This window comes from Streptomyces sp. SA15 (genome assembly GCF_002291145.1).
In the GTDB taxonomy this organism is placed as follows: Bacteria; Actinomycetota; Actinomycetes; order Streptomycetales; family Streptomycetaceae; genus Streptomyces.
In genome coordinates this window covers 109,399-129,735 of record NZ_NTGE01000080.1, presented here as the reverse complement: position 1 = coordinate 129,735, position 20,337 = coordinate 109,399, and the positions used below count along the sequence as shown (strand labels likewise).

Genomic DNA, 20,337 nt, shown 5'->3' with positions numbered 1-20,337 from the left:
GTTAACTCTCAGCTAAATTAGGGTTACCTAACTGCCTTCTCGCCACGCCCGCCACAGTCGTGCGTACCGGCCGCCCAGAGCCACCAATTCCTCGTGAGTCCCCTGCTCCACCACGCGTCCCGCGTCCAGCACGGCGATCCGGTCCGCCGCCATCGCCTGGGTCAGCCGGTGCGCCACGAACAACGTGGTCCGGCCCGCGCACGCGGCCAGCACGGCCCGCTCCAGCTCGGCGGCGCCTTCGCTGCCCGCCTCCGCCGTCGACTCGTCGAGCACCACGACCGGCGACCGGGCGAGCACCAGCCGGGCCAGGGCGATCTGGGCGACCTTGGTGACGTCCAGGCGCTCGCCGCCCTCGCCGACCAGGGTGTTCAGCCCGTCGGGCAGCGCGTCGACCCACCCGTCGGCGCCGACCGTGCGCAACGCGTCCATCAGCTCGGCGTCGGTCGCTTCGGGCGCGGCCAGTCGCAGGTCGTCGGCGAGCGGGCCGGAGAACACGTGCGTCTCCTGCGTCAGGATGCTCACCAAGGCTCGCGCTCCGGCCTCGTCCAGACCGGCGAGGTCGGTCGTCCCGACGCGCACCGAACCGGCCTGCGGGGTCCCGATGCCCGCGATCAGCGCGGCCAGGGTCGTCTTGCCCGCGCCCGTCGCCCCCACCAGCGCGAGCGAACTCCCGGCAGCAATCGTCAGGTTGACGTCCCGTAGGACCGGCTCCTCGGTGTCGGGATAGCTGAACGTCAACCCCTCCACCGTCACCGGGTACACCCCGGCGCCCGCCGCCGCGACGGCCGTGTCGCCGACCAGCCGGTCCTCCGCGGACTCCCCCAGCACCCCGACCAGCCGGGTCAGGCTCGCGCCCGACTTCTGGGCCTCGTCGAAGGTGAACATGATGGCGCCCAGCGGGGTGAACAGCCGGTGGAACAGCAACGGGGCCGCCGACACCTCGCCGAGGCTGGCCGCGTCGGCCTCCAACAGGGCGTACCCCACCAGGAGGATGAGGACCAGCCCGATGAACTCGGCGCGGTTCTCCCTGCCGACGAACCGGCCGAAGAACCGGAACACCTCGATGCCGAGATCGCGCACCCGCCACGATTCACGAGTGACCTTCTCGCGGAAGGCGTCCTCGAGGCGGTACGCCCGGACCGTGTCGATCCCGTTCAGGCCGCTGATCAACGCCTGCGCGCGGTCGGCCTGGGCCGCTCGCTGCTTCCGGTAGAGCGGGGCGGACCGGGGCAGATACCAGCGCAGGGCCAGCGCGTACGCGGGGAGCGCGCCGGCGCCCGCCAGGCCGAGCCGCCAGTCCAGTCCGAACATGCCGGCCGTGGCGATGGCGACCAGCACTCCCGCCGAGAACACCGTGGGGATGGCCGTACGGATGCCCTTGGAGATGACGGCCACATCGTCACCGACCCTGGACAGTACGTCTCCCCGGCCGACCTGCTCGATGCGTGCGCTCGGCATCCCCAGCACCGCCCGGACGGCGCCTTCGCGCAGCCGCGCGAGCAGATCCGCGCCGAGCCGCCCGATCAGATAGGTCGACACCGCGGTGGCCGCCGCGCCGAGCAGCGCGGCGGCGACCATCAGGGCACCGATCGTGACCAGGATCGATTGCGATGCGCCCTCGACCACCCCGTCGACGACCCGGCCGAGCAGGAGCACCGGCAACACCTGGAGCGCCGCCCCGGCCACCGTGGTGAGCACGGTGGCCGCCGTCAGCCCCGGCACCTCGCGGCAGTGTGCCGCGACCCACCGGGTGGCCTCGCGTCCGGTCGCCGTGCGCAGGGTTGCCGGGGCGACGCGCGTCTCGGTGGTGCTCACACCTACTCGGCCGACTTGACGAGTTCGTCGATCGCGTACGGCATGGACAGCAGGGTGCCCTGGGAGATGGCGGCGCCCACCGCCGGGCCCTCGCTGTCCAGGAGGTACGACACCTTGCCGTTCTTGACCGCGTCCAGGTTGGCGAACAGCTCGAACTTCTTCAGCGCTGCCGTGTCCGCCTTGTCGTTGATGACGAAGATGCGGTCGACGTCGACCAGGTCGACGCGCTCGGGTGAGAGCTTGGTGTAGAAGCTGCCGTCCGCGACCTTGTCGATCTCGGTCTGGTACTGGAAGCCGATGCCCGTCACCAGCCGTCCGCGCACGTCGGTCGAGGTGAACGGCGCAACCGAGTCCTCGTACCAGGACAGTACGACGGCCTTCTGGTCCGCGAACTCAGGGTGTGCCTTCTTCGCCGCGTCGAGCCGGCCCTGGATGTCCGCCACCATCTTCTCGCCCTCGGCCTCCTTGCCGAGCGCCTTGGCGATGTGGACCGCGTTGTCCTGCCACGGCGCGCTGAAGGGCTCCTTCTCGGCCTTCGTGCGGCCCACCGTCGGAGCGATCTTGGACAGCTTGTCGTAGGCGGCCTGGTCGATCTCGGAGTAGACCGCGATGATCAGATCCGGGCGCAGGGCGGCGATCTTCTCGTAGTTGGGGCCGGAGTCACCGTTCTTCATGATGACCTCGGGCTGGGTGTCGCCCCACTTGTCCTTCACCCAGGGCCACTGGGTGTTGATGTCGGGGGTCTGGCCCGCCGGGTTCGGGTACTGGTCGACCATGCCGACCGGCTTGATGCCGAACGCCAGGATGGTCTGGTCGTCGGTGTAGCCGACGGAGACGACCCGCTGGGGAGCCTTGGTGATCTTCGTGGATCCGAACGCGTGCTCCACGGTGACCGGGAATGCGCCTGCGGCGGCAGCCGGGGTGTTGTCGCTGGCCTTGTCCGCCGAGTCGGACGAGTCGGAACCGCATCCCGCGAGGAGGCCGACGCCGAGAGTCGCGGCGGACAAGATCGCCGCCAATCGCCGCCGGGATCTCTTGATCATCGTTCGATGGAGGAGCATCCGAAATCCCTTGCTTCCGTGCTGTCCACTGCGCCCCCGTCTAAGGGCAGGCAAACCTTACCGTGCGCAGATGAGGTTAGCCTAGCCTTACTTCTGCAACTTTATGGGGAACTAGTCGAGTTGGACATGTGTGCGACCGATGGGCACTATGAGCGGCCGGTCGCCCACCGGGTCGTCGATCACCTTGGCGCGCAGTCCGAACGCCTCGTGCAGCAACTCGGCGCTGATCACGTCCCGCGGGTGCCCCTGCGCCAGGATCGCCCCCTCCCTCATCACGATGAGGTTGTCGCTGTAGCGCGTGGCGAGATTGAGGTCGTGCAGCACCATCACCACGGTGCACCCGGACTCGTGCAGGTCGTCCACCAGGTCGAGCACGTCGATCGCGTGCGCCAGGTCCAGGTAGGTGGTCGGCTCGTCCAGCAGCAGCAGGTCGGTGCCCTGGGCCAGGGTCATCGAGATCCACACGCGCTGACGCTGTCCGCCGGACAGCGAGTCGACCGGACGGTCGGCCAGGTCGGACACCCCCGTCATGGCCAGCGCCCGCTCCACGACGGCTGCGTCGTCGGACGACCACTGCCGCAGCCAACTCTGGTGCGGATGGCGGCCCCTGGCGACCAGGTCGGCCACCGTCAGCCCCTCCGGTGCGACCGGCGCCTGCGGCAGCAGGCCCAGCTTCTTCGCCACGTCCCTGGTCTTGAGCCTGACGATGTCCTCGCCGTCCAGCACGACCGTCCCCTTGGCCGGCTTGAGCAGCCGCGACAGGGTCCGCAACAGCGTGGACTTCCCGCAGCCGTTGGGGCCGATGATCGTGGTCATCACTCCGGGCGGGATCGCCACGTCGAGGTCGTCGATGACGATCCGGCCGCCGTACCCGACCGTGATGCCCCTGGCTGCCAGCCGTGAGGCGTCATCGACCCGGGACTCGATCTCGGTGATGTGCTGAGCGACCACAGGGCCCCCTCATTTGGTCCGCCTAACTTTGTATCAGCTATCTGAGGTTCGCCCGCACCAGCAGATAGACGAGGAAGGGGCCGCCGATCGCGGCGGTGACCACGCCGACCGGGAGAGTGATCGGCAGAGCCGTGCGCGCGACCAGGTCCGAGCCGATCAGCAGCAGCGCTCCCACCATGCCGGAGGCCACCATCGGCGGTGTCGGGTACCTCGTCAGACGCATCGCCACCTGCGGAGCGACCAGCGCGACGAACGGGACCGGGCCCGCCGCACTGACGGCCACTCCAGCCAGCAGCACAGCGCACAACAGCATGACCGCCCGCACCGTCGAGTACCGGACGCCGAGGCCCGCGGCGACCTCGTCGCCGAAGTGCATCGGCTTGAACTGGAACGCGACGCACGAGACGACGACCATGAGGACGAGCGTGCCCCAGAGCGCGATGCGGACCTCGCCCCAGGAGCGGTCGTCCAGCGAGCCGACCAGCCACGCCTGGGCCTGGGCCACGTCCCTGATGTCGGCCGTGACCAGCAGCCAGGTCGTGATCGCCTCCATCACGGCGCTCACCGAGATGCCGATGAGGATGAGCCGGAAGCCGTCGATCCCGCGCCGCCACGCCAGGAAGTACACCAGCAGACCCGTACCGAGACCGCCCGCGAGGGCCGCCGCGGACAGGCCGACGGAGTTGACGATCGCCGCGGCGGTCCCGCCCGACACCGTCACCAGGAACACCGCGACCGCGCTGGCGCCCCCGGTGATCCCCAGAATGTCCGGGCTGGCCAGCGGATTGCGCGCGATGGACTGCGTGATCGCCCCGGACACCCCCAGCGCGATCCCCACGATGAGCCCGGCCAGGGCACGCGGCATCCGCAGATCCATGATCACGAACTCGTCGACCTGCTCCCCCCGGCCGAGGATCGTGGCGAGCACCCGGGACAGACCGATGGGGAAGTCCCCGACGCCGATGGACACGCAGAACACCAGGAAGGCCGCCGCCGCCAGCAGCAGCGTGACGCACACGATCCAGGGCCGCCATACGAACGACACGTGGCCGAGCCGCACGCCCGGTGCCACCGATGGCTTCACGTCTGCCCCGTTCGGCTTCACGTCTGTCCCGTTCATGCGTTCTTGAACTTTCCGCGCCACACCAGAACCGCGAAGAACGGTGCGCCGAGCAGAGCGACGACGACGCCCGCGTCCAACTCACCCGGCCGCACCACCAGGCGCCCCACGATGTCGCAGAACAGAAGGATGATGGCTCCGAGCAGACCGGCGTACGGCACCAGCCAGCGATAGTCCGGCCCGGTCAGATACCGGGCCACGTGGGCCACCATGAGCCCGAGAAAGGCGATGGGGCCGCACGCCGCCGTCGCCGCGCCCGCCAGCAGGGTGATGGCGGTGATGCCGATGGTCCGGCTCAGCGCGATGTTCACGCCCAGCCCCCGCGCCACGTCGTCACCCAGGTTGAGCAGGTTGATCGCGGGCAGCGTGGTCAGTGCCAGCACCAACCCGACCGCGATGAACGCGGCCACCGGCCAGATGACGTCGAATCCGACACCGGCCACGGAGCCCGCGTTCCAGAACCGCAGCGCGTTCAGTGACGCCTGGTTCGACAGCGCGACCGCCGTGGTCATCGCCAGCAGGAACACCGTGATCCCCTGCCCGGCCAGTGCGAGCGTCAACGGGTTGCCGGCGCCCCGGCCGATGCTCGCCAGACCGAACACGACGACACCGGCGACCGCCGCCCCCAGGAAGGCGAACCAGACGTACTGGAACGGGTTGGAGAACCCGAACAGGGCGATCACCGACACCACGGCGAACGAGGCGCCGGTGTTCACGCCCAGCAGGCCCGTGTCGGCGATCGGGTTGCGTGTGTACCCCTGGATCAACGCCCCGCCGATCCCGAGGGCGATGCCCGCCACGATCGCGAGCACCGTCCGGGGCACCCGCACGGTCTGCACGATGAGCCTGATCTCGGTGAGCCGCTGGTCGGAGTCCGGCGCCGCGAACAACCCGTGCCACACCTCGGCGGGACTCAACGCGCGCGCACCGACGGCCAACGACACCGCCCCCGCGACCACGAGGATCACCACAAGCGTGCCCAAACCCACAACCCGCCGCCGACGGGCCTCTGTTGTGCCCCTGGGCGCGGGGCGCTCCACTGCAGTCGTGCCCATGTCGACGTACGTTATCCCTTTGATCAACGGGAACGGCAGCGCCCCAAAGGGGCGCGGGGCCGTCTCGATATGCGGCTCCGCCACGCGGGCGCGACCAGCCACAGACGGCCCGCGGACGTAGTACGGCCCCACCAGCGGAGCTAACGCGCAGCGCTACCGGTTCCGTCGGCGACCGTCCGGGCCTCGTCGGAAGCGGACTTGCGGCCCCGGTCGAGGAGCGAGTCCAGGATCTCGCCGACCCTGATGGCGGTGTTGGAGAGCAGAGACGACGTGATGCCGTGCGTGTGCTCCGTGCCGCCCTGCAGGTAGATGCCGCAGCGCAGGCCGGGGTCCGTCGCGATGCGGTAGTCGCGCTCGACGCGGACGCGGCCCTCGTCGTCACGGAGGCAGCGGTCCGCGACCTCGCCGAGGAGGCCGATGGGGTCGGCAGGACTGTAGCCGGTGGCGAAGACCACGACGTCCGCGTCCAGGGACGTCTCCTCGCCGGTGACCAGGGATTTCACGGTGGCACGGACGTTTGCCGGGGCCTCCTTGACGTCGACGAGCCGGGACACGTTGAGGAAGCGCAGCCGCTCGGTGCCGAGGACCTTCTCCTGGTACGCCTGCCGGTACAGGTCGTCGATCAGGTCGATGTCCACCACGGAGTAGTTGGTGTTGCCGTGGTAGTCCATCAGCCGGCGCTTGACGTTCTCGGGCGCGGCGAAGTACTCGTCGACCGCCTCGGGGTCGAAGATCCGGTTGGCGAAGCTGCTGTCGTCGGCGGGACTGTAGCCGTAGCGGGAGAAGACCGCGCAGACCTCGGCCTGGGGGAAGCGGCGGTGCAGGTAGGCGACATTCTCGGCGGCACTCTGCCCGGCGCCCACGACGATGAACCGGGAGGGCGAGGTGCCCTCCAATTCCTCGACCTTCGCCAGGAGTTCGGAGTTGTGCCAGACGCGGTCGCCGCGCTCCACGCCCTCCGGCATGAGAGGACGCAGACCGGTACCGATGACGAGGTTGCGGGCGCGGTGGACCGCGAGACCCTCCCCCGCCCGGACCGTCACCTCCAGGTACTCCACGGCTCCGTCGCGGACGACGGGCGCGACGCCGACGACCTCGTGGCCGTAGGAGACCATGTCCTCGACCTTGGCCGCGGCCCACTCGAAGTAGTCGTGGAACTCCACGCGGAGCGGGAAGAGGTTCTTGTGGTTGATGAAGTCGATCAGCCGTCCCTTGCTTTTGAGGTAGCAGAGGAAGCTGAACTCGCTGGCCGGGTTCCGGAGCGTCACCAGGTCCTTGAGGAAGGACACCTGCATGGTCGCGTCGTCGATGAGCATGCCGCGGTGCCAGCCGAAGCGTGGCTGCTGCTCGAAGAAGTGAGCCGTGATCGCCTCCTGCCCGCCGACGCGTGCGTTGTGCTCGCTGAGTGCGATCGCCATGGCCACATTGGATGGTCCGAAGCCGATGCCAATGAGGTCGTGGACCGGTGGTGCGTCACCAGGAAAAACCTGTGACATGTCACTCCCATCGTGCGGGGCAGCCGCCTGTCAGCCGCGGGAAGTACGAAAGGTGGGGAAGCCGACGAAGCGGCACACCACGGAACTTAGGTGAGCCTAAGCTAAACCTGTGAGGGTGTCGACAGGACAAACCGGACGACCGGAGACCGGACGTCCGCTCAACTGAGGCGTTATACATGCCCGTTGCGGGCTAAGGTAAGCCTTGCTTTACTTGCCGAGGCAATCTCTACGCTGAGGAGGAACCCCATGCGGGTCGTCATGTTCGGTTACCAGACCTGGGGGCACCGCACCCTGCAAGCCCTCCTGGACTCCGAACACGACGTGGTGCTGGTCGTGACGCACCCCAAGAGCGAGCACGCGTACGAGAAGATCTGGAGCGACTCCGTCGCCGACCTCGCCGAAGAGCACGGCGTCCCGGTACTGATCCGCAACCGCCCTGACGACGACGAGTTGTTCCAGCGCCTCAAGGAGGCCGACCCGGACATCATCGTGGCCAACAACTGGCGGACGTGGATCCCCCCGCGCATCTTCGGCCTCCCTCGCCACGGCACGCTGAACGTGCACGACGCGCTGCTGCCGAAGTACGCCGGCTTCTCCCCGCTGATCTGGGCTCTGATCAACGGCGAGCCCGAAGTGGGCGTCACCGCGCACATGATGAACGACGAACTCGACGCCGGCGACATCGTCCGGCAGGAGGCGGTGCCGGTCGGGCCGACGGACACCGCCACCGACCTCTTCCACAAGACCGTCGACCTCATCGCCCCGGTCACCACCGGCGCGCTCGATCTGATCGCCGCCGGGCAGACGGAGTTCACCCAGCAGGACCGGTCCCGGGCCAGCTTCTTCCACAAGCGGTCCATCGAGGACAGCCGCATCGACTGGAACTGGCCCGCGGAGGATCTCGAGCGCCTGATCCGCGCCCAGTCCGACCCGTACCCGAGCGCTTTCACGTTCCACAAGGGCAAGCGACTCGAGGTCCTCGCCGCCGTGGTGTCCCAGGGCCGCTACGGCGGTACTCCCGGCCGGATCTTCTACCGCGAGGGCGAGGGCGTGGTGATCGTCGCCGGGGCCGACGCCCGTACCGGCCGCAACCACGGCCTGGCCATCACCCGCGTACGGACGGAGGACGGGCGGGAGTTGACCGGTACCGAGTACTTCACCTCCATGGGCGGCTACCTCACCAATCGTCCCTGAGTTTCGTCGCCCCCCGGAGGGGTGCGGGGGGCTCAGCCACGCCGAACTGGCCCGGCCGGGCCGCCCGAGCCGGACGGCGACCGTCTCGTAGCACGGCTGACACCGAACGGCACATCGTCACCGTGGGACGCGCGGAGCGGCCGGCTCACCGAAAGCCCCTTACATCACATACAGTAAGATCTATGACAGTAAGTGATGGATCGTACGGCTTCGGCCCTTCGGTCGGCCGTCTGAGGATCAGGACCAGCCGCGCCGGACTCGGCCGGAAGGCGGGGCACGACCTCACGATCGAGGCCACCCGCTGGTCCGGCAGCGCGGTGGTCGTCGCGAGCGACCCCGCGAAGTCGTCGGTGACCGTGACGGTCGAGACCGGATCGCTGACCGTCCGGGAGGGGACCGGAGGGCTCAAGCCACTCACCGACGCCGACCGGGCCGAGATCCAACGGACACTGGGGAGCGAGGCACTGCTGCACACCGCCGAGCACCCCACCATCACCTTTCGCTCCACCAGCATCACCGGAACGCCAGATTCCTTCGAGATCACCGGGGACCTCACCATCAAGGGCACGACCCACCCGGTGACCGTGCACGGAGGCAGCGATGGGGACGGCACGGTGTGCGGCTGGGCGAGCCTCACCCAATCCACCTGGGGCATCAAGCCGTACAGCGCCTTCATGGGCGCATTGAAGGTGGCCGACGAGGTCCGGATCGAGTACGAGGTGACCAAGCTGGAACCGCTCCCTGGCCCTGGACAGGCGCCCGCGTAGCCTCGGCGGAAGAGCACGCGTGTCATTTGCGCGGTCGCATCCTCCGTCTCCTCCGTCGTTCCTCGGCACGCCCGACCGAGTGGGCGTTCAGGAGGCGGAAAGCCCGGCACATCATCCCGATACATCCGAATCGGTCCGTTCCATGCCCGGCTCGTGGGCGGACGCGGGATGCTGGTGACACCATGCGGATGCTCTGTGTCCTCGCCGTCCTGGTCGGCGCGAACCTGCTCAACAATTGGCTCGCGCCCGGCGCCTACGTACCCACGTGCGTGGCCGGAGCTGCCGCGCTGCTGCTCATCGCACGGTGGGACGGTCTCTCCCGCGCCGATCTAGGGCTCGATGCGGCTTCCCTGCGCCGGGGGCTGCGGTGGGCATCGGTCCTCGTCGGCGCCGTCCTTGTCGTCTTCCTGGTCGGGCTTGCTCTGCCGGCCACCAGGGAGGCGTTCCAGGATGAGCGCGCCGCGGGGCTGACCATGGGGCAGCTGCTGTGGCGGCTGGTGATCCGGGTGCCGTTCGGCACCGTGCTGCTGGAGGAGATCGCCTTCCGCGGTGTCCTGTGGGCCATGGTCCGGCGTCGGCGCGGTGCTGCCTGGGCCACTGCTGTGTCGTCGCTGCTGTTCGGGCTCTGGCATGTGCTTCCCTCTCGCGGGCTGCCCCGCGCCAACGCGGCAGCAGCCGTCCTCGGCACCGGACCGGCGGTCGCAGCTGCCGTGGTCGCCACGACCGCCGCCGGTGTCGCCCTGTGCGAACTGCGGCGCCGGTCCGGAAGTCTGGTAGCGCCTGCGGCACTGCACTGGGCCCTCAACGGCTTCGGATACGTGCTGGCCTGGGCAGTACCTCGATGGATGGACGGGGAGTAAAGCCGCAGGCGCCAGCCGCCCGCAGCGTGCGCCCGATCGACGACGAGGACTTGGGGGTCTGCCGCTGTTCGCCGGCCTGTATTCCGCGGCTTCTCCCGTGCCATCACCCGCGCGCTGGGCGAACCCGCCGAGGACGGACCAGAATGGCTGGCCGAGTTGCCGATCTGACGGACATGGCCCGCACACACCGGCAACTCGTGATCGGTATCGGCCAGGAAGCCGAGGGATCCACTGGAGGCTGAGGTTACGGCGGTCCTCCGAGGGCGGTGGACGAACGCAAGCATGACTCGGGACCCGTATCGGGACTTCGTACGCACGGGATGCCCGACCCACACTTCACCCGGCAGGCACGCCCTACTCGCGCTCCGCCACCGGCTCGGTCTTCAGGCGGTGTTGGGCTAGTGAACGGAAAACCCGCCGTCGACGAAGATCGCCTGCCCTGTGACGTACGCGGAAGCGCGGCTCGCCAGGAACACCACTGCACCCGCGAAGTCCTCGGCCAGACCGTTGCGCCCGACCAGCGTGCGCGCGGCCAGCGCTGCCACCTTCTCCGGATCGGACGACAACCGCGCGTTGAGCGGGGTCATCACAAAGCCCGGCACCAGCGTGTTGCAGGTGACGCCATGCGGCGACCACGCCTCGGCCTGTGAGCGAGCCAGCGATTCCAACGCGCCCTTGGAGACCCCGTAGGCACCGCTCTGGACGAACGCCCGATGCGCCTGCTGGGAGGTGATGTGGAGGATCCGCCCGAAACCCCGGGCGGCCATGCCGGGCCCGAACCGCTGGCCCAGCAGATAGGGCGCGTCCAGGTTCACCGCCATCGTGGTGTCCCACACCTCCTCGCCCAACTCGCCCATCGGCGGCCGCAGGTTGACCCCGGCGCTGTTCACGAGGATGTCCGGTTCCCCGAACACCTCGGCCGCCTTCTCCGCCGCCGCACGCACCCCATCGCGGGTGCGCAGGTCGGCGCTCACCCAGGCCGCCCGGCAGCCGTCCGCCGACAACTCATCGACCGTGGCGGCCAGTTCCTTCTCCCCGCGCGCCACGACCACAACGCTCGCACCGGCTCGCGCGAGGGCCCCGGCGATGGCTCGGCCGATCCCGGAACTGCCGCCCGTCACCACGGCAACCCGGCCGTCCAGCGAGAAGAGTTCGGAAAGGTAGGTCTGGGAGGTCATGCCCGCACCCTAAACGGCGCGCCACAGCGGCAGCGCACAGGGGGCACCAGGTGACAGGCATGTCTGCGGCAGTGGTGACCAGGTACGGCCGGAACCCCCAGAACAAGCGGGAGTGGCTGCGGCCGCAGCCGTCGTGCCAGTTCGGCACCTGCCGGGCGAGCATCTCGATCACATGGCTGATCAGCGGCCAGGCGGCGCTGAGAGTACTCCAGCACACCGGCCATCGTCGGCACGGACGGGGTCTGATCCTCAAGGTCTTCCACGCCGAACCGGGCAGCCGCAGCGCCGAACTGCTCGCGATCCCGGGGAGTTTGGCGGCGTCCGGCGCGAACCGGAACCTGAGCGGCTCCGACGAGCCACCAGGCCGTCGACGAGCAGTGAAGGCCCTCGCCGACCACATGTCATCGCCCTCGCGTTCGCGTCAGCGCGCGCTCTGCGTGACTACGTACGGCTCGGTGCGCGTAGTGTCGCGTCGCACTCCCTGGACCGGGACGAGCAGCGCGGCCGGTGCCGCGGCGGGGCAGAGCAGAGTGAACCCGTGGCTGTGGCCGGAGGCGGTGACGCTCGCGCCGAAGCCGTAACCGGCTGAGCCGGGGGTCTATCACTGCTCGGTCTGTCGGGAGGAACCGCTCCTCACATCACCTGATAGCCCATCCGCCCTGCCCACGTACGCCGAGGTGAACCGTTCGGCGGCATCCCAGAGTTCACGCTCGCGCTGCGGGTCGTAGGACTCCTGCGACGATCGGGCCGCGCGGCCGCGGTCGACGTAGGAGCCGGTCGGTGCCTTGGTCGTGCCGAGGACGACGTCGGCGAGGTAGCGGCCCGCGGCGTTGCGGCTGGTGGCGAACGGGGTGAGGGTCATCAGCGGCAGGATGTGGCGCATCGCGAACCGGGAGACGGGTCCTGCGTTGCGAGCGAGGCCGGTGCCGGGGACGAAGCCCGAGTTGTAGGCGACGGCGTCGATCCCGGCCGGCAGGCGGCGCGTGTACTCGTGCACGAGGTAGATGGCGGCCAGCTTGCTCGTCGAGTACGCGGTGCGCCCGGCGGCCGCGGTGTCCGGCCTGGGGAAGGCGGCGGTGTGGGCCAGGACGTCCGGGGACTTCCAGGCCGGGCCGGGCACCATGCCCATGTTGTGCTTGAAGTCGCCGAAGTGGGTGTCACTGGTGGTGATCAGGATCCGGGCGGGAGCGGCGAAGCGGTCCCGGAGCATACGGACGAACAGGTGGTTGGCGAGCACGTTGACCGTGAAGGTGGACTCGAACCCGTCGGGGCCTTCCGTGAGCGCGTTCGTGTACTGAATGCCCGCGTTGCCCACGAAGCCGCGCAGCGGCGGCAGATCACCGCGCTCCAGCCGGTCGCGGATCTCGGTGGCGGCCGAGCGGACGCTTTGAAGCGAGCCGAGGTCCGCCGCGACGTACGACACCGTGTGCCCGTCCGTGGCGAGTTCCGCTGCGAGCTGTGCGCCGGACGATCCGCGGGCTACGACGAGCAGGTGCACGTCCGGCGACTGGCGCAGGATCTGCTCTGCGGCGACGCGGCCGATCCCGCGGCTCGCGCCCGTCATCACGATGGTGTGCCCCATGGGGACTCCTCAACTCAACTGGTCAACCGATGGCGCCCGGCATGGGCACATCTCCACGCTCGCCGCTTGCGCCGACGCCAACCAGTGCCGTCCCCGTCACTAGGACTGGCAGTACCCAGGCTGATGCGGCGCCGCGCGGCGAGAATGAACCCATGGCATCCTCCCGCTCGGACTCCCGCTCCGGCTCCCGCTCGGACTCCCGCTCGGATTTCGCCGCGCTTCTGCGCGCCTGGCGGGACCGCCTCTCCCCGGCCGACGCCGGTTTCACCGTGACGGACGGCCGTCGTGCCCCGGGACTGCGCCGCGAGGAACTGGCGCAGTTGGCCGGGCTCTCCGTCGACTACGTCCTGCGCCTGGAGCAGAGACGGGCGAAGAATCCCTCGGCCCAGGTCGCCGGCGCACTCGCCCGGGCTCTTCAGCTCTCCCGCGCCGAGCGCGACCAGTTGTACCGCAGCGCTGGGCTCCTGCCGCCCCAGGACGGGACGGTCAGCACCCATGTTCCCGCGGGGATCCAACGGCTCGCCGCGCGCCTTGGCGACGTCCCGATAGGAGTGTTCACCGCCGACTGGACGCTGGTGTGGTGGAACACCATGTGGAGCGCCCTGCTCGGCGACGCCGCCGTCGTCCCGGCCACCGAACGGAACCTCGCCCGTGCGCTCTTCGGCAACGGCGCCGCCCACGCCGCGATGCTTCCCGTCCGGTCCGAGAAAGGACAAGGCGCCTTCGAGGCGTCGATCGTCGCCGACCTCAAGGACGCCGCCTCGCGCTACCCCGCAGACGTCCAGCTCGATCGTCTCGTGCGAGAACTGCGAGAAATATCCGGCGCCTTTGCTCACCTCTGGGCCACTGAGACGGCCGCCGCCCAGCACACGACCGACCGGAAGACGATCCGGCATCCGGAAATCGGCGACATCCTGCTCGACTGCGATGTCCTCATCGTCCCCGGCGCCGACCTGCGCATGGTCACCTACACGGCAGCGGCCGGAGGCAGCGACGCGGGGAAACTGGACCTTCTTCGCGTCACGGGTGGCCGTACGGCCCCCGCGCCTCCCTGACCGGCGGCTGCTGGGCGGTTTCGTCAGGTCTGGGATGCGGCGGCGCAGCTCGTGCCGGTCGGCCAGGCGGGGGTGCGTGGCCGCCGCGACGGCGGAGATGCTGCACGGGCCGGCCTCGAACGCGCTCTCCGCGGAGGCCGGAGGGGGTGCGATGGACCCATCTGGCGGCGTTCCAGTACTCGTTCGCGACGGCGGACATGGTGATGCCCGGCCTGTACGGCGTCCTGTACGGCATGAACCGGTGCTGCCATGGGTGGTCGTGGCCTGCCTGGCCCTCATTGGCGAGCGTGGCGATCCGGCCCCTGGAACGGCGCTTGGCGGGAGGCGGTGCGGCGGTGCGGCGGGAGGACCCTTGCAGCGCCTGGCAGTTGACGGGGCGCGGAAGGCGCCTGAGCGGCGGCTGACCGACTGCGGAGCGTTGGGGGGAAATGGCGCGGATCGCGGCCGGGGGTGTTCAGCACTGTGGCGTCGACCGCGGCGTGAGGCGAGCCGGCCGTCGGCTCATCGGGATGGTCATTGGCCCACTGCACCAGGGCCTCGTGCGCGGTTCGCCCGATAAGCCGCTCTCAGCGCGAAATTGGTCATCAAGGCGTGCATGGTGGCTTCATGAACACCACACAGATAGCGCCCAAGAAGTCCGTTTCCCGACGATTCGCGGTCGGCGCCGCCCTGGCCCTTGCTCTCGCGGCAGCGCCGACGACGGCAGCCTCCGCCGCGGCCGCGGCACCCGCCGCAAAGGCCATGGCTGCCCAGTCGAGCCGGGCCGACGGCCACGATCACGACCACCACCACGGCCACGATCACGACCACGGCCACGGCCACGGCCACGGCCACGGCCACAAGGGAGGTTGCTTCCTCATCATCTGCATTTAGCCGGGTAAGACACCGCGCTGGGAAGACCGCGCCGTGCCGACAGGGGGACCGATTCCGCCGTCTGTCTCGCCGCCGAATCGTCCCCCTGCTGGAGCGGCAGACCAGGCGGCGGTCGTGGATCAAGGCCCACAGGATGTCGGCAACCCGCGGACGCGCCGGCGCCGTTCGGCGGCCACCGCCAAGCCCCGCTCCAGCGCTCACGGTCCCGAAGCCCGGTGCCCAAAGGCACCGGCCGTTTGCTGTCGTAGGACCAACTCATGGCCAGGCAGGGTCCGTTGTTGCCCACGTTCACCGAGAACGCCCTCCCACCGCTGCCGCCACGCCCTGCTCGCCCGGGCCGGCGTCGGGCCGACGTCGGGCCGGCGGAGCCCAAGGTCCGTGAACCGACCGACACGTCGTCGGCGGCTCCGGTGCCGTCAGCCGTCGCGCTCCGCGCCGACGAGGACGAAGGCCACCGTGACCGGTTGGTCGCCGCGGTTGCGCCAGGCGTGGCGGGTGCCGTTCTGGATCACGATGTCCCCTGCCGAGAGACGGGTGCACAGGCCGTCGTCGAGTTCGAGGACGATCTCGCCCTGCAGCACGATGCCGTAGTCCACGGTCGGCGTCGTATGCATGCCGTCGGGCTCCATGAGGTCGGCGATGCCGGGCGAGTCGGCCCGCTGCTCCCGGTCGAAGGCGACGGGGTCGAACGCCGGGTCGGCCATCGCGCTCTCCGGCGGGAGGGTCAGGACGATGAACCGCGTGCCGCCGGGGGCCGGCAGCAGGCTGGTGACCTTCGGTGTGGGGTCCTCCCCGGTCCGGCTGACCTGCTCGCCGGGGTCGGTGGCCCATGGCAGGCGGGACACCCAGCCCGGCAGACTGGTGAACTCCCGGCTGCGCGGGACGGGGCCGTCGCTGATGACGACCGACCTGCCGTTCTCGTCGTGGCCGGTGACGACTCTGCGCATGCGTCTCTCCTCGGTCGGGTCCGTCGGATCCGCCAGGTCTGTCGGACCCGTCGAATCGGTTGGGTCAGCCGGGCCGGCCGCTGCCGGGCTCGGTCGGCGCCTGGAGCGCGGTCGCCCAGGCGTCCAGGACGTCCGCCATCGTGGGGGCGGGCGCCCGCAGCAGGGCCGATGCCACCGTGCGTACGAACAACCGGTGCCGGTCGTCGGTGAGGTACTCCACCGGGGACTTGCCGTCCACACGCGCGAGCAGCAGTGCCGGCAGCAGTGACGCGGCCCGCCCCTCGATGGCTGGCCGGGGCTCCCAGTCGGCGCACCGGAGGTACTCCTCGGCCAGCACCCGGGCGGACCGCTGGAGATCGGCTCGGCACCCGGGCACCACCAGGCTCTTGAGGAGCAGATGGTTGACGCAGAAGGCCAAGTCGAAGGCCGGATCTCCGTACCAGGCGCACTCGGCGTCCAGCAGCACGGGCCCCGACGGGCCGACGAGGATGTTCTTGGGGCTGACGTCACCGTGTACCAGAGCAAGGTGTGTCGTGGCCGTGCGGTCGGCGAGGCCCTTGAGGATGTCACTCAGACCGGGGTGCGCGGCAGCGGTGGCCAGCAGGTACGGCTCGATGCGCAGGGCGTGGAAGTTGTCGTCGGTGGCGAACTCCGCTGCGAGTGCCGCGTCGCCCGCGCTCGCCGCGTGCAGGTTGCCGAGCAGCTCTCCGACGGCCGCCGCGGTCGCCACCCGCACCTCGCCGTCCAGCAGCTGCGCCTTCCACATCGGGTACCGCTCGGGAGGCAGGAACGCCATCGCGAAGAGGCCGGCCTCGGGATCGTGGGCCAGCAGTTCGGGCACGCTGTCCGGGCGGTGCCGGGACGCGAACCGCATCCACGCCCATTCGTAGGCGTTGCGCGACACCGGTGCCTGCCAGTCGGCCGCGACCTTCAGCCTGGGCAGGGCGCGCTTGACGCAGAGGGAGCGTCCCGGCAGGTCCACTCGCCACAGGTCGGACGAGACGCCACCGGCCAGCGGCGTCCAGCGTGGGGCTTCGCCGGGTTCGGCCAGCTTGTGGGCGATCAGGAAGTCGGCCGGCACTGGGTCCGGGCTCACCTGTGCGGAGGTGGAACTCATCGGCGGTCACCCGACCGGGCGGGCAGGTTGCGGGGACTGTTGCAGGCGTGGGCCGGTGCCTCGTCCGCCAGGATCCGTACGACCTCCTCGGCTGCGCGGCGGCGCAGTTCGATGACCGACGCGTCGGAGGAGAAGGCCACATGCGGGGTGAGCAGCGCGCCCGGCTGGTCCAGCAGTCCGGCGGGGACGTGCGGTTCGGTCTCCAGTACGTCGAAGGCGGCTCCGCCCAGGTGCCCGCTCTCCAGCGCCTTCACGACCGCATCGGTGTCCACCAAGCCGCCCCGGCTGACGTTGACCAGCAGACCGCCCAGCTGCATCAGCGCCAGTTGCTCGGTTCCGATGATGTGGTGGGTGCCGGGGGTGAGCGGCACGTGGAGGATCACGACGTCGCTGCGGCGCAGCAGCTCCTCCAGGCCCACCATCTCCACTCCGGGGACGTCCTTCGGCGGGTGCGGGTCGTGGGCCAGGATCCGGCAGCCGAACGCGCCCAGCTTGCGTACGGTCGCGCGTCCGATCCGCCCGTATCCGACGACGCCGCAGGTCAGCGTCGACAGCCGGCGCAGCCGAGCGCCGGCGGGGTCCCAGCGGCCCGCGCGGACCTCCCGGTCGAACAGGGCCAGGCCCCTCGTCCAGGCCAGCACCATGCCGACGGCGTGGTCCGAGACCTCCTCGACGCAGTAGTCCGGAACGTTGGTGACCCACACTCCCCGCTCGGTGGCGGCGTCCACGGCGATGTTGTCGAGGCCGACCCCGAGCCTGGCCACGATCCTCAGGTCGGGCGAGGTCTCCACCGCGGTGGCGGAGACGGGCGCCCAGCAGGTGAGGATCCCGGCGGGCCGGTGTTCGGCGACCAGTTCCTCGATGGTCTCGGCGGAGGCGGGCTCGGCGGGGCCGGTCACGAGGGTGTGGCCCGCGTCCTCGATGACCGATCGCTCGACGGAGTCGTCGGGCCAGGCGTAGTCGGTGAGCAGCACAGTGCCGGGGCGGCTCGGTGGTTTCATAACAGGTCGTCCTCGCAGAATCGTGCGGCCGCAGCGGACGGCCGGGCGTCGTGCCCGGTCGATCCGGTCAGCAGGCTTGATCGTCACCAGGGAGGGCGGCCGTCGGCATGTCCGCTGGGGCCGCCGACCGCCATGGGCGGGTGGAGAGGGTCGCTGGGCTCGGATGGGGTGTCGCCTGCGCTCGCCGACTTGTGGTCGGTACGGGCGCCGCAGTACGTCCCTGGAACCGGTCATGAGATTCCGGGCACGTCGAATCACTTTGTCACAGCCACGTAGTGCTAACGATAGCATTGAGGCTCTTCGCCATGTCAAGAGTGCGGGGCGCACCCGCTCGCCGGCCCGTCCGCCGCAGGACTCATTCGGGCCTAGGGCCTGTCCGGCGGATCAGGTTGGAGGAAAGCGACGGCGCCTCATCGGCGCCGGTGAGCGGGGTCTGGTGCGTCCAGCTGCAAGGCGGAGGAGGGCGTCGACGCGGAGCGTCGGCAACCGACGACAACGCCGCAGATGGGCGTGCCAGACCCCGCGTCTCCGACATGATCCGCCGGACAGGCCCTAGGGACCCCTCACCACGGGGAAACGAGCACCGCCGAAGAAATCCGCTGTTCACATCTTGACGCGCCAGGGACTTCCCTCCATGGTTTCTGCCAAGCGCCGACCGTGTGACCGATAAGTGTCCGCACGAGTTCCGGCTGTCGAAGACGCCATAGCCACGGACGTCCCCGACGGGCGATATACGGCTGAATTCCGCATGCGGCATCCGCCCCCCGCGGCAGCCCACCGTCCCATTCCGCCAGTCGGCGGCGGCATCGCCGTCACCGACTCGAGTCCGTGTTCAGCTCACCGCTTCTCGTCATCGCCCGTACGGCCCCGTACGGGCGATGGATCCGCCGCGGCCTGCCGTGGCCCATTCCTCCTCAGGAGCCGCTATGACTCACGCAGCGCAAGTCGACACAAGTGCGGTGCCCGCCAGGGATGCGCAGGAAAACAGCCCTGTCCCCATTTCCCGCCTCATGACCGGGGTGGGCTTCCTGCTGGTGGTCCTCTCCTACATGGTCAACGCGATGGACCGCCAGGTCTTCCCGCCGCTGTTGCCCAACATCCGTCAGGACTACGGGTTCTCCCTGGAGCAGGGCGGGCTGCTGGCGACGAACTTCACCCTCGGCATGGCCCTGGCCGGCCTGCCCGCGGGCTACCTCCTGGACCGCTTCCGCCGCAAGACCGTGCTGCTGGTCAGCATCGTGATCTACTCCCTGGGCACGATGGCCACGCCACTGGCGACCGGTTTCGCCGACATGACCCTGTACCGGGTCGTCTCGGGCTTCGGTGAGGGTATGCAGTCCGCCGCCATCTTCGCGGCGATCGGCGCCTTCTTCGCCCACCGGCGGGGCCTCGCCTTCGGCATCATCGGCATGGGCTACTCCATCGGCGTGTTCATCGCCCCGCTCATCGGCGTCGAGCTCATGAACATGCACGGCACCTGGCACTCGCCCTTCTACCTGTTCGGCACGGCCGGGCTGCTGATCGCGGCCGCCGCCCTGTTTCTCGTGAAGACCGGCCTGACCGAGCACTCCGCCGAGAAGGTCGTCTCGACCAGGAGCTTCGAGTACATGCCGGCCTCCGCCTACAACCGCAACACCATCGCGCTGGCCGTCCACTCGGTCATCAGCGGTGTGGCGATCTACGGGTTCCTCGGTCTCTACCCGACGTTCCTCATCACCTCGCTGCACTACACCTCCGGGCAGGCCGCACTGGCCATGAGCTTCCTCGGTTTCGGTGGCATGACGGCCGTTTTCGGCGGCTGGCTCGGCGACCGCTTCAACCAGCGCAACCTGCTGATCCTGAGCCTGCTGGCCGTCTCCGCGATCGGCGTGTGCATCTACGAGACGCATGCCGGAGTCGGCGTGCAGTGCGTGTTCGCCTTCCTCATGGGGGCCTTCGGACTGGGCTTCATCTACCCCAACACCAACAGCGCGATACAGCGGGCCGTCCGTCCCGCGCAGATCGGACGCGCTTCCGGACTCTTCGTCACCAGTTACTACGGACCGGCGGCGTTCTCCGGCCTGCTCTTCGCCGCCCTGGTGGACTCCTTCGGCTGGGACCGGGCCGGGCTGCTGCAAGTCACGGTGCTGCCGCTGGCGGCCGTCGTGGCCCTGGCCTTCGTCCGCACCTCGAAGTTCAACAACGCGGTCCGCTAGGCCCTGTCCGGCTGACATCTGTCACGGTGGTGCACCGGGCCTCGCCCGGTGCACCACCGTGGCGTATCTC

18 protein-coding genes are annotated in these 20,337 nt (G+C 69.7%); 7 read left to right on the top strand and 11 right to left on the bottom strand.

From position 1 onward, the window contains the following. Nucleotides 1–27: 27 nt before the first annotated feature. The 6 genes from CLM62_RS15320 to CLM62_RS15295 all read right to left on the bottom strand — a co-directional run bounded on the left by CLM62_RS15320 (nt 28) and on the right by CLM62_RS15295 (nt 7,498). Nucleotides 28–1,815: an ABC transporter ATP-binding protein gene (locus CLM62_RS15320; protein ID WP_095750406.1), complete on the bottom strand. Its 1,788-nt coding sequence runs from the start codon at nt 1,813–1,815 to the stop codon at nt 28–30. Between the two features lie 2 nt (nt 1,816–1,817). Further along, complete coding sequence (locus CLM62_RS15315) at nt 1,818–2,876, bottom strand: ABC transporter substrate-binding protein (protein WP_095750405.1); 1,059 nt, start codon at nt 2,874–2,876, stop codon at nt 1,818–1,820. 111 nt (nt 2,877–2,987) lie between these two features. Continuing rightward, the gene (locus CLM62_RS15310) at nt 2,988–3,827 is read right to left on the bottom strand and encodes an ABC transporter ATP-binding protein (protein ID WP_095750404.1); all 840 of its coding nucleotides are present in this window, start codon (nt 3,825–3,827) and stop codon (nt 2,988–2,990) included. Nucleotides 3,828–3,864: 37 nt separating this feature from the next. Continuing rightward, nucleotides 3,865–4,947: an iron chelate uptake ABC transporter family permease subunit gene (locus CLM62_RS15305; RefSeq protein WP_095750403.1), complete on the bottom strand. Its 1,083-nt coding sequence runs from the start codon at nt 4,945–4,947 to the stop codon at nt 3,865–3,867. Continuing rightward, complete coding sequence (locus tag CLM62_RS15300) at nt 4,944–6,002, bottom strand: iron ABC transporter permease (RefSeq protein ID WP_095750402.1); 1,059 nt, start codon at nt 6,000–6,002, stop codon at nt 4,944–4,946. The genes CLM62_RS15305 and CLM62_RS15300 overlap by 4 nt, the downstream gene beginning before the upstream one ends. Before the next feature lie 140 nt (nt 6,003–6,142). Continuing rightward, nucleotides 6,143–7,498 (bottom strand): lysine N(6)-hydroxylase/L-ornithine N(5)-oxygenase family protein, encoded by a 1,356-nt coding sequence (locus CLM62_RS15295; protein WP_095750401.1) that lies wholly within the window; start codon nt 7,496–7,498, stop codon nt 6,143–6,145. A gap of 246 nt (nt 7,499–7,744) precedes the next feature. Here CLM62_RS15295 and CLM62_RS15290 point away from each other — a divergent pair, with 246 nt between their 5' ends. The 3 genes from CLM62_RS15290 to CLM62_RS15280 all read left to right on the top strand — a co-directional run bounded on the left by CLM62_RS15290 (nt 7,745) and on the right by CLM62_RS15280 (nt 10,319). Next, nucleotides 7,745–8,692, top strand: a complete 948-nt coding sequence (locus CLM62_RS15290) for a methionyl-tRNA formyltransferase (RefSeq protein WP_095750400.1) — start codon at nt 7,745–7,747, stop codon at nt 8,690–8,692. A 182-nt stretch (nt 8,693–8,874) separates the two neighbouring features. Further along, a complete protein-coding gene (locus CLM62_RS15285; protein ID WP_095750399.1) occupies nt 8,875–9,459 on the top strand; it encodes a YceI family protein in 585 nt (194 codons plus the stop codon). A gap of 182 nt (nt 9,460–9,641) precedes the next feature. Further along, nucleotides 9,642–10,319, top strand: a complete 678-nt coding sequence (locus CLM62_RS15280; RefSeq protein WP_095750398.1) for a CPBP family intramembrane glutamic endopeptidase — start codon at nt 9,642–9,644, stop codon at nt 10,317–10,319. A gap of 398 nt (nt 10,320–10,717) precedes the next feature. On the opposite strand, the gene CLM62_RS15275 is transcribed toward CLM62_RS15280, so the two are convergent. Next, a complete protein-coding gene (locus tag CLM62_RS15275) occupies nt 10,718–11,497 on the bottom strand; it encodes an SDR family NAD(P)-dependent oxidoreductase (protein WP_095750397.1) in 780 nt (259 codons plus the stop codon). A 59-nt stretch (nt 11,498–11,556) separates the two neighbouring features. Here CLM62_RS15275 and CLM62_RS50045 point away from each other — a divergent pair, with 59 nt between their 5' ends. Further along, nucleotides 11,557–12,078 (top strand): hypothetical protein, encoded by a 522-nt coding sequence (locus tag CLM62_RS50045; RefSeq protein ID WP_179382099.1) that lies wholly within the window; start codon nt 11,557–11,559, stop codon nt 12,076–12,078. 20 nt (nt 12,079–12,098) lie between these two features. On the opposite strand, the gene CLM62_RS15265 is transcribed toward CLM62_RS50045, so the two are convergent. Further along, nucleotides 12,099–13,079: an SDR family NAD(P)-dependent oxidoreductase gene (locus CLM62_RS15265; RefSeq protein WP_095750396.1), complete on the bottom strand. Its 981-nt coding sequence runs from the start codon at nt 13,077–13,079 to the stop codon at nt 12,099–12,101. 152 nt (nt 13,080–13,231) lie between these two features. Here CLM62_RS15265 and CLM62_RS15260 point away from each other — a divergent pair, with 152 nt between their 5' ends. After that, entirely contained in the window at nt 13,232–14,134 is a 903-nt protein-coding gene (locus CLM62_RS15260) for a helix-turn-helix transcriptional regulator (RefSeq protein ID WP_257003852.1), read from the top strand. A 606-nt stretch (nt 14,135–14,740) separates the two neighbouring features. Then, on the top strand, nt 14,741–15,007 hold the full coding sequence (locus CLM62_RS48715) for a hypothetical protein (RefSeq protein ID WP_107483790.1): 267 nt from the start codon (nt 14,741–14,743) through the stop codon (nt 15,005–15,007). A gap of 416 nt (nt 15,008–15,423) precedes the next feature. Here CLM62_RS48715 and CLM62_RS15245 read toward each other — a convergent pair whose 3' ends face one another. The 3 genes from CLM62_RS15245 to CLM62_RS15235 all read right to left on the bottom strand — a co-directional run bounded on the left by CLM62_RS15245 (nt 15,424) and on the right by CLM62_RS15235 (nt 18,072). Next, nucleotides 15,424–15,954, bottom strand: a complete 531-nt coding sequence (locus CLM62_RS15245; RefSeq protein WP_095750395.1) for a cupin domain-containing protein — start codon at nt 15,952–15,954, stop codon at nt 15,424–15,426. A gap of 64 nt (nt 15,955–16,018) precedes the next feature. Continuing rightward, nucleotides 16,019–17,071 carry a phosphotransferase family protein gene (locus CLM62_RS15240; protein ID WP_095750394.1) on the bottom strand — a complete coding sequence of 351 codons (1,053 nt, stop codon included), beginning with the start codon at nt 17,069–17,071 and terminating at the stop codon, nt 16,019–16,021. Beyond that, nucleotides 17,068–18,072 (bottom strand): C-terminal binding protein, encoded by a 1,005-nt coding sequence (locus CLM62_RS15235; protein ID WP_095750393.1) that lies wholly within the window; start codon nt 18,070–18,072, stop codon nt 17,068–17,070. Before CLM62_RS15235 ends, CLM62_RS15240 begins: the two co-directional genes overlap by 4 nt. Before the next feature lie 1,010 nt (nt 18,073–19,082). Between CLM62_RS15235 and CLM62_RS15225 the strand changes: the two genes are divergently transcribed. Continuing rightward, the gene (locus tag CLM62_RS15225) at nt 19,083–20,267 is read left to right on the top strand and encodes an MFS transporter (protein ID WP_257003851.1); all 1,185 of its coding nucleotides are present in this window, start codon (nt 19,083–19,085) and stop codon (nt 20,265–20,267) included. Nucleotides 20,268–20,337 lie beyond the last annotated feature (70 nt).